Raw genomic sequence first — 9,320 nt, forward strand, 5'->3', positions numbered from 1 at the left:
CGGCCCCCTGTGATAACCAGCGACGAGGTTGTTCTCCGCCGCGCCGGCAGCGCCGATGCCCGCGCCGCGGCCGACGTATGGCTGCGCTCCTACACCGCCGCACTGCCGACCGTGCGCTGCGCGCACGACGAAGCTGACGTCCGGGACTGGTTCGCCCGCGTCCTCGTGCCGCAGTACGACACCTGGGTGGCCGTCGCGGGGAACAACGTGGTGGGGCTCCTGGTGCTCAGCGGCGCGGAGCTTAAGCAGCTCTACCTCGAACCCGAGTGGCGCGGGCAAGGGCTCGGTGACCGGTTCATGGCCCTGGCCAAAAGCAGGCAGCCAGACGGCCTGTCCCTGTGGACGTTCCAGGTCAACGCACCGGCCCGGCGCTTCTACCAGCGGCACGGGTTCGTCGAAGTGGAGCGGACCGACGGGCAGCGCAACGACGAGCGCGAGCCGGATGTCCGCTATGTCTGGCGGCCGCAGACGACGTAGCCCAGCCGACTGACGGTCGAGGCGTCCGCCCGAACACCGTGGCTGTCGCCTTCATCAGGGAGCCCACGCAGATACGGTTACGCGCATGACACTTCTCGTCATCGGCGGCAGCGGCTTCCTGGGGTCCGAGGTGGTCCGGCAGGCCACAACGGCGGGCTACGTGACCGTTGCGACGTACACGCGCGCGCCGGGCAGGGCCGTTCCGACCGCGTGGCGCCCCCTCAATCTGCGGGACGTAGGCAGCCTGGACGCCGTCATGGCCGAGGCGTCCCCGAGCGTCGTCATCAACGCATCGAGCGGCCGGGCCGACTGGGCTGTTACGGCGCAAGGCCCTCTCCAGCTCGCGATGGTCGCAGCGAAACACGGAGCCCGCATGGTCCACGTGTCCACCGACGCGGTGTTCTCCGGCGCCGACCGCGTCCACTACGACGAGTCCTGCCTCCCAGACCCCATCACCCCGTACGGTGCAGCCAAGGCCGCGGCAGAGACCGGAGTTCTCGCAGTACACCCCAAGGCCGTCGTCGCCCGCACATCGCTGATCATCGGCCACGGGCGGTCCGTGCACGAGCGCTTGGTGCACCAGCTCGTCGAGGACCCAGACCGCGGTGCCCTGTTCACCGATGACATCCGCTGCCCCGTACATGTCTCGGACCTGGCGGCCGCGCTCCTGGAGCTGGCGTCGAGCGACGCAGCCGGTATGCACCACGTCGCGGGGGCCGACGCCCTGAGTCGCCACGAACTGGGCACCCTCATCGCCAGACGCGATGGTCTCGACGCTTCCCGCCTGCCCAGAGGACTGCGGGCAGACAGCTCCGTACCCGGAGCCCTCGACGTACGTCTCGACAGTCAGGCGACCCAGCGGCAACTGCGTACCACGCTGCGCGGCGCCCGGGAGTTTCTGCGGGCCTGATTCGCCAGAGCCCTCGCCACCCGCTCCCCCACCGCGACGTACTCGCTCAGGCCCACGCCCAGGCCGCCAAAACCGGTTGCCACCCCCGGCGGCGCTGCGTCCGAAGCGGCGGCGCCGTCACCGCGGACGATGTCGATGGCGTGCTGCGCCGAGTAGAGGGCGCAGGCCTTGCCCGGGACGCTGGTCAAGGGCTCAACGTACTGTCCCCGATGCTCCGCGACGGAATCCGTTGGCATCAGCGGCCTGGCTGGCACCACTCTCCCGGCTTGGGCTGGCTCCCGCTTGGCCCTCAGTGGGACCGCGTTCCGGTCTGATGTAGCCCCGTCTTCTGGTCAGACCTGGCCCAGCACCATGGTCGAGCTCATGTGCCGACTGCTGCTGGTCGATGCTCAGCCGCTGCTCGCCCCCGGGGAACTCGCTCCCGCACAACCGTGGATCAAGGGGCTGGAGCTCGGCGAGCGGGCCCTGTCAGACTCCGCAGCAGCGGACAACTCAGCCTCGGGCCGCGCGGCATCCTCGCACGCCACATCGACTTCCGCTGGAATCGCATGGGCTTCACCACCCGTCAGCAGTCCAGAAGCTCTGTCTTTCCCCTCCGCAACAGGGCGCCAGGTACGGCGGTCCGCCAAGGCGACCTCGCACTCAGGACTCGGTGTAGCGCTCCAGGAACGCCAGCTCGCGGTCGGTAAGACGGCGAGGACGCCCAGTGTCAAGGTTGTAGGCGACGATGGTGGTCGTCCCCTTGGCGTACAACCGATCCCCATCACAGATCTCATAGGAGAGGTCAAACGACACAGCCTTGCGCTGCGCCACCCTGACGCACACGTCGACTGGGGCCTCGCGGTACTCCAAGGGGACGCGGTACTCGACCTCGGCCCGGCTGACGACGAACGCGTGTTTGCGACGGCCCGCGTCGTCCGCAGGCAGCACCTCCTGGAACATCCGCGTACGCGCCTCCTCCATGAAGCGGAGATACAACGCGTTGTTGACATGCCCGTACGCGTCGGCGTCAGCCCAGCGCAACGGGCAGGGGTAGATGTACCTGTGCACGGAATGCTTGTCCTTTTGCTCGCACGGAGAAAGGCGGCTGGCCGCGCCGCACCCCTCCCCCGCAGTGGTCGGAGTGGGAGTGAACTTCTAGCCGACATCAGTGTGAAGCCGCACAGATCGACCGCGCCTCGGCAGCTCCGCTTCAATCTCTTGGAGCAGCGCCACCCATTCACTCGCCTCATCGAGGTATTGGGCGATCGTCGCGTGAGCGTCTTCGGGTTCGGCCGGCAGGGCGGCTCGGAGTACTGGCTTCACCTCTGATTTGACCCGTTCATCCAGGTTGGACCAAGACAGCCTGGCAAGCACCGTGAGGGGAGCGACCTCGGTGACTCCCCAGTGATCTGGAGTCTCCTCAACTGCCCACATGATGCTGCGGGTCGAGGGCGCGAGGGTCAGCTGCGCGTCCGGGCCCATGATCTGGCTGACCGCAGGCAAAGGAACACCGTCAGCGCCGGCCTTCGCGGCGGCTGCCTTCGAACTGGTGACCAGGAGGCGACTTGTACGGACGTTTTCGGCGCGCATCCGGTCGGCTTCAGTGATGCGCTCTTGCGCCCGATCCCTTTCCAGTGCGGTGTTGTGCGTTTGACCAGCCCAGGCGTCGCGGATACCGCCCAAGGCGTCGTGGGTGGCGTCTTCCTTTACCTCGGCACCTGCTTCGACCCACGTCATGACCACAAAACGACAGTCCGGCATGATCGCGGGGTATGCGACGTGACTGACGATTTCGATCGTCCGGTAGTCGAGCGTCGGTACGGTGGCGAGGAACACGTGGCCGTCACGGTGCTCGACGAAGTCGGTGTCGGCCTCCCAGATGCGGCGCACCTCCGGGTTTTTCTTGACGTCCATAATCAGTTCTTGCAGATCTGGGTCGTCGCCGTGGGTGCTCTCCGCGAAGCGGAGCATCCGCACGAAGACCGTGGCGTGCTTGTGCCAGTCGTGGTAAGTCGCGCGTCCTTCGGCGGTGGTCAGTGCCCACCTGATCAGGTTTGCTTTAGGCTCCAGCACCCACGGCCAAGTCTCGGCCATCGCGGTGTTGTACGCGAGGATGTTCCAGTTCCTGTCGCTGAGGTACGTGGGGCTCGGCATCTGCTGGTCGATGAGCAGGCGTAGCGCGGGGCCTACCTCGGGTTGCCCCTCGGCCGAGCGTAGGTAGGTGCCGATGTTGTGGAGCAGCAGCGCCCGGCGATCCTCGGAGTCGAGCTGGAGCAGCTCGACCAGGGCGTCGCACTGTTCCTGTGTGAAGCGCGGTGTGGCGCCGGATTCGATGCCGCGCAACTTTCTCTCGCTGATCCCCAGGACACGGGCGGCACGAGGCTGGGTAACTCCGGCGGCTTTCCTCCACCGTTTGAGCATCGCACCGAATCCGATGAACTGGCCGGCGGGCGCGGGATGCCCGGGGACTCGTTCCACCTCGGTGGCGCCATCCATGCCCGCGTCTGTGCGCTGCCCCGCACCTCTCCGGTAGATCTCATCTTCCGCGGCGTCGGCACTGTCGGACTGGGCCGGTTCCTTCGCGACCATTGAGATCCACCTTCTCCTCTCAGACAGGGACGTCTGATTGCGGGCATGAAAAAGGGGCAGCGCAATGCCTGCCCCCCATCGCACGACCATACGCAAAGATTCGACCGACCTTGACCACGTGTGGTCTCGCCCACATCCCACCCGGAACGCATTGTTTATCCGTGAACAGAAAGCTGCCTTACTGGCGCGACGTCCCTGACGAATCGGGCATACTGGCGGACGGTCCATGATCACTCCTAGAAACCGGCAAAAGTTTGCCGGTTTTCGTCCCACGCCTTCAGGGCCGGTCTAGACCAGCCCCCGCAAATCACTGCAGGCTCCGACGGCGCGGCCCATTCCGCTTACGCAGCAAGCGACTTACGGCCCCGTAGGTGCATCGTTAGACGCACGTCAGCTTCCTGACCTATGGGATCAAAGCGGGCAAATGATCACCGTTGACGCCCCTCGCGCAGCTTGGCTTAAATCGTTCTGACCAGCAGGTTCAACACGTTGTAAGAGAGGCACAGGGGGTCGCAGTGCAGTTCGTCGTCGGGATGACCGGGGCGACCGACGACCGTCCGCGTCACAGCCCACGGCCTCAAGCCACAGGCGTAAGTGTCGTTGCCCGCACTCCGCGTCTTGTACCGCCGCCTTTAGCTAAGTCTGGATCTTGCGGCCGGGCCCGCATATGTTCGTCGTCCCTCGCCGGGCGCCTCGCCCGGCGACAGAGATGAGAGGACAACGTGGGTCGTACCCGAACCGGCTGGGTCGAATAACCCAGGAAACAGCGGCGGCGCCTGAGAGGTGCAACTCTCAAGCGCCGACCGCCAAATGGAACTCCTGCCCGTGCAAGGGCCTGAGATTTACCCACCTTCACCGCACCGGGTCAATTCCCTAACACGCCCCGGAGCGGCACTTCAAAGGAGAGTGTTGCATGCGCACTGCCCTGCGCAAAAGGCTGGCCCGCCCAGCCCGCGCGGCAGGCTGCCCCCTGTCCACCACCCGTGACCGCATGTCGGTGCGGCGGAGCCCGCTTCGGCGCAGCACCGGAGGTGGGGCCTGATGGCACGTATCCGCACGATCAAGCCGGAGGCTTTCGAGTCGGAGGACCTAGCCTCGGTCAGCCTCACCGCCGAGCGAACCTTCTTCGGGCTCCTGACCCAGGCCGACGACTCCGGTCGGCACCGCGACCACCCCGCCATCATCGCCGGACGGCTGTGGGCCTTGCGCCCGGAGCACACCGCCACGCACGTCGCCCAAGACCTGGAGGAGCTGGCTGCCACCGGGCTGATCTGCCGGTACACCGGCTGCGACGGACGCGGCTGGCTGCACATCGTCACGTGGGAGCGGCACCAGAAGATCGACCGGCCCTCCGCCTCTCGGCTGCCCCGGTGCCCGCAACACCAGGCTGGCCACAAGTGCGGGGGATGTGGTGCCGCCCAGTGCCCCGACGACAACACGCAGCCCAGTGCCCCGGCCACTTCGGCGAGATCTCGCGCAGCCCTCGCCGAGGGCTCGTCGAAGGCTCGCGGAGCCCTCGCTCGACCCTCTGAGGCCACGGTCACCGATGTGGCGCCCTCGTCCGGGCCCCCGGCGGCTGGGGCGGAACCTGCCTCGACCGACCCGCACAGCCCGGCTGGCCCCTGTATGCCCCAACCCGATGTTTCCCCAGGTCAGAGGGGAATCGTGGAGGGCTCGCCGACTCCTCGCCGAAGCCTCGACGAGCCCTCGGCGTCTGGATCTAGGATCTTGGATCCTGGATCTTCCCTTACGGGGCGCGGGGCGCCCGCGACCGACGCCTCCTCGGCGAAGGTCTCGGCCAAGCAGCTGGTGGGCGAGTACGTCCGAGGCTGCACCCGCCGCCCTCCGGAGGACTTCCTCGGACATCTGGGCCGGAAGATCAACGCCCTGCTCGACGAGCGGTTCGAGGCCGACGACATCCGCGCCGCACTCGACAAGCTGCGGGCCAAAGGGCTCAACCCCAGCGTCCTGTCGAGCCTGGTGAACGAGGTCGTCAACGCGGCGCCCCAGTCGGCCGCAGCGCTGTCGTCCGCCTCCGGCGCGGGGCCCTGGGCCAGCACCGACAGCTCGTACACGCCGTACCTCAATCCCACCGCCGAGCCCACGACGTTTGGAGGCCACCTGTGACCCGCGCCCGCTACGCCGACCCGCAGCCCGCGATCTCCGAGCGGCTGCGTGAGCGCCTGGAGGCCAAACTCGCCGAGCGCGGCCTGGACCTGGACCGTCCCCTGCCGGAGACCCCGGAGCCGATCCCGGCCCTGGAAGCCGCCCAGGCGCGCATCCCGGTCGACTACCGCGCCGCACTGCCCGAGCACCCGGACGTCGCCGCGTGGGTGCGGGCTATCGCCGACAACGCCGTGGCACCGAACGCCGAGGGCGTCAACCCGCACTACGGCACCGCCGGGCGCAGGCAAATCACGCACGGACCCAGCCTGCTGCTGTGGGGCTCCACCGGAGCCGGCAAGACGCACCAGGCGTTCGGCGCGATCCGCGCGCTGACCGCCGCCGGATGCGGGGTGCACTGGCACGCCACCACCGCCGCCGACCTCTACGCCGACCTGCGCCCGCGCGTCGGCGTGGACCCCGAGCACATGCTGCGGCGGATCATGCGGATACCGCTGCTGCTCCTCGACGACCTCGGTGCGGCCAAGCCGAGCGAGTGGACCGAGGAGATCACCTTCCGGCTGATCAACTGGCGCTGCCAGAACCGACTGCCGACGATCTTCACGAGCAACATGCCTCCCGTGCGCACCGAGCTGATGCCCGCGCGCCAGGCGGTGCTGCGCGACAAGCTCGGCGACCGGGTCCTCTCCCGCCTGTCCGGCATGTGTACCGCCGTCGAATTCACCGGGCCCGACCGCCGCTACCAGCGCCGCTGACCCGCCTGCGCCGCCGATCCGCCGTGCGGTCCTGTCCGCCGCACCCTGCCCCGCCTCGCCGCACACCGCCGCACCGCGGTGCTGCCCTGCCCGCCTTCCCGCGAGGCGACCTCGGAGACTCCCTTGCGCTACAAGACCACCAACGACTCCCCCGCACCGGACCTGCGGGGAATCGCCGACCACAGCTGGCATGCCAGGGGTGCATGTCACGGCATGGACCCGGCCCGCGCCGACGCGCTGTTCTTCCACACTCCTCGGGACCACCAGGCCGTCGCCGAGGCGAAGCGGACCTGCGCCACCTGCCCGGTGAAGAAGGACTGCTTCAACTACGCGATCGACAACCAGGTCCGCTACGGCATCTGGGGCGGCCTGACCGACAAGGAGCGCCAGCCCTGGCTGGCCAACTTGAGCAAGCGCCTGGACTACAGCCGCGTGCGCGCCGCCTTTCAGGGCCGGGACGTCCACTTGAGCACCGCAGAGCGCAGCACCGTGATTCACCACGCCTACCTGCGCGGCTGGAGCCCGGAGCGTGTGGCCTACCTGCTGAGTGCCGACCTGGACTGGATCCGCGACCTGATGCGCGAGGCCGCCTACGTCATCGAGGACCGCGACCGCTACTGGGGTCTCGACGAGGCGGACGACGCCGACGGTGAGCGCCCGAAGGACGACGAGAGCACCGCGTCGGACGGCCCCCGCCGACTGCAGACCCACGCCCTGATCGCCTCGCTCGGAAAGGCCGCATGACCCACCCCACCGCTGCACATCCGGCCGTCGCGCCCGTCGGAGTCTGGGACCGCCTCGCCATCGTAGTCCTGGGCCTCGCCGGATGCGCCCTCAGCTATGACGCCCTGCAGCAAATGGCCGTCGCCATCCACATCCGCGGATTCCTCACCTACCTCTTCCCGCTCGTGGTCGACGGCTTCATCGCCTACGGAGTGCGCGCCCTGCTGGTCCTCGCCCAGGCCCCGCTGCGTGCCCGCCTCTACGTCTGGGTACTCTTCGGCACCGCCACCGCCGCGAGCATCTGGGCCAACGCCCTGCACGCGGTCCGCCTCAACCAGCAGACCACCCACTCCGGGCTGCGCCTGAGCGACACGGTCGTCGCGATCCTCTCCACCCTCGCCCCGCTCGCCCTGGCCGGGGCGGTCCACCTGTACATCCTCATCACCCGCTACCACCCGGCGGACCACACGGCGGTCCGGTTCGAGGAGCAGCTCCCCTCGGACCTCGCGCGGGCGGACCACGAGCACGGGCCGGCCGAGGGAGTCGGTCCGGCGAGCGCGGACCAGGGCGCCCCGGCGGACCAGATGCCGGACCACGAGGACCCGCGGACCACCAACGACGCCGCACGGACCACGGACCAACCGACTGACTCCACCCCCGCGGACCACGACACCACGGCTCCGGAGCAGCGGACCAACCCGGCACCGGACCACGACCCGGACCACGACGCTCCTGCTGCGGACCAGCCCGCAGAACAACCGGCGGACCAGCAGATCACCACTGGTCCGCAGCTGGCCGACAGCGAGGAACGGACCAGCAACGCCGCAGGTCAAGCGGCACCCAGCGCGCGCGGTCCGGCGGACCATGAGCGGGCGGGTCACCAGCACGGGTCGGGCGAGGGAGTCGGTCCGGCGAGCGCGGACCAGGGCGCCCCAGCGGACCAGATGCCGGACCGCGAGCACCCGCGGACCGCCAACGACGCCGCGCGGACCACGGACCGACCGGCCGACTCCACCCCCGCGGACCACGCCCCGGCTCCGGACCAGCGGACCGACCCGGCACCGGACCACGACCCGGACCACGACGCTCCCGCCGCGGACCAGCCCGCAGACCAAACGGCGGACCCAGGCGAGGACGGCTCCTCGGGCGGACCGCAGGGGGCGCGGACCACGAGCCACGACGCCCCGGCGCCGGGCCCTCGGACCAAGCCCGAGGACCAAGAAGACAAGGTCCCGTGGGAAACGAAGGTCGCGGTCGCGCGCAAAGCCGCCCTCGCGGAAGGCCGGATGACCCGCCGGGCCCTCCGACCGCACCTGCGCAGCGCCAAGATCAAGGTCAGCAATGAGCTGTTCAGCGACCTCCAGGCCGCCCTGTACGCGGACCCGGCACTCGCACACCTGCCCCGTGACACAAGGAGAGCCCGATGAAGACCTGCGCGCGCTTCGAGCGCATCAAGAGCGGCTACGAGCGGGACATCACGTACCTGCGCAACCATTCCCAGCGCAGCGCGGGCACCACGGCGGCCAAGACGAGCGCAACGAACGCTCTCGCTGTGAAGTCCCGCATGGCCAAGGCCCTCGGCCGGCACTTCGGGCGCTGCCCCATATGCGGATGACCAAGCCATAGCTGCAGGTCAAACCCCTAACCGATGCGGTGGCCCGGCCTGATGCCGGGCCCCCCCCCCCCCCCCCAGGGTGGACCCCCCACCCCACCCCCGACACCCCCAGAACGGAAGAGCACAACTCATAAAAACCAACAAG

8 protein-coding genes and 1 pseudogene are annotated in these 9,320 nt (G+C 68.8%); 7 read left to right on the forward strand and 2 right to left on the reverse strand.

The annotated features are described in order from the left end of the window. Window positions 1–12 precede the first annotated feature (12 nt). Together AB0H82_RS35310 and AB0H82_RS35315 are read left to right on the forward strand one after the other, a co-directional pair. Window positions 13–477, forward strand: coding sequence for a GNAT family N-acetyltransferase (locus AB0H82_RS35310; protein ID WP_362999630.1), 465 nt, complete (start codon window positions 13–15; stop codon window positions 475–477). A gap of 85 nt (window positions 478–562) precedes the next feature. Then, on the forward strand, window positions 563–1,387 hold the full coding sequence (locus AB0H82_RS35315; RefSeq protein WP_362999623.1) for a sugar nucleotide-binding protein: 825 nt from the start codon (window positions 563–565) through the stop codon (window positions 1,385–1,387). 642 nt (window positions 1,388–2,029) lie between these two features. Here the strand turns inward: AB0H82_RS35315 and AB0H82_RS35320 are convergent. Together AB0H82_RS35320 and AB0H82_RS35325 are read right to left on the reverse strand one after the other, a co-directional pair. Then, entirely contained in the window at window positions 2,030–2,437 is a 408-nt protein-coding gene (locus AB0H82_RS35320) for a thioesterase family protein (protein ID WP_362999624.1), read from the reverse strand. Between the two features lie 87 nt (window positions 2,438–2,524). Beyond that, window positions 2,525–3,958, reverse strand: coding sequence for a helix-turn-helix transcriptional regulator (locus AB0H82_RS35325; RefSeq protein ID WP_362999625.1), 1,434 nt, complete (start codon window positions 3,956–3,958; stop codon window positions 2,525–2,527). A gap of 1,728 nt (window positions 3,959–5,686) precedes the next feature. Here AB0H82_RS35325 and AB0H82_RS35330 point away from each other — a divergent pair. The 5 genes and pseudogenes from AB0H82_RS35330 (at window position 5,687) to AB0H82_RS35350 (ending at window position 9,175) form a co-directional block, all read left to right on the forward strand. Beyond that, entirely contained in the window at window positions 5,687–6,085 is a 399-nt protein-coding gene (locus AB0H82_RS35330; protein ID WP_362999626.1) for a hypothetical protein, read from the forward strand. Beyond that, window positions 6,082–6,837, forward strand: a complete 756-nt coding sequence (locus AB0H82_RS35335) for an ATP-binding protein (RefSeq protein WP_362999627.1) — start codon at window positions 6,082–6,084, stop codon at window positions 6,835–6,837. The genes AB0H82_RS35330 and AB0H82_RS35335 overlap by 4 nt, the downstream gene beginning before the upstream one ends. A 123-nt stretch (window positions 6,838–6,960) precedes the next feature. Further along, complete coding sequence (locus tag AB0H82_RS35340; protein WP_362999628.1) at window positions 6,961–7,581, forward strand: WhiB family transcriptional regulator; 621 nt, start codon at window positions 6,961–6,963, stop codon at window positions 7,579–7,581. Further along, window positions 7,578–8,009, forward strand: a pseudogene (locus AB0H82_RS35345) (DUF2637 domain-containing protein); the annotation flags it as partial. The gene AB0H82_RS35340 and the pseudogene AB0H82_RS35345, both read left to right, overlap by 4 nt. A 974-nt stretch (window positions 8,010–8,983) precedes the next feature. After that, window positions 8,984–9,175, forward strand: coding sequence for a hypothetical protein (locus tag AB0H82_RS35350; RefSeq protein ID WP_362999629.1), 192 nt, complete (start codon window positions 8,984–8,986; stop codon window positions 9,173–9,175). Window positions 9,176–9,320: the final 145 nt, after the last annotated feature.

Source organism: Streptomyces sp. NPDC050732, from assembly GCF_040654255.1.
Taxonomy (GTDB): Bacteria; Actinomycetota; Actinomycetes; order Streptomycetales; family Streptomycetaceae; genus Streptomyces.

Bases quoted from the DNA above. Each gene is read 5' to 3' on its own strand.
- AB0H82_RS35315 (WP_362999623.1), top strand. From the start codon at position 563: ATGACACTTCTCGTCATCGGCGGCAGCGGCTTCCTGGGGTCCGAGGTG.
- AB0H82_RS35325 (WP_362999625.1), bottom strand. From the start codon at position 3,958: ATGGTCGCGAAGGAACCGGCCCAGTCCGACAGTGCCGACGCCGCGGAA.
- AB0H82_RS35350 (WP_362999629.1), top strand. From the start codon at position 8,984: ATGAAGACCTGCGCGCGCTTCGAGCGCATCAAGAGCGGCTACGAGCGG.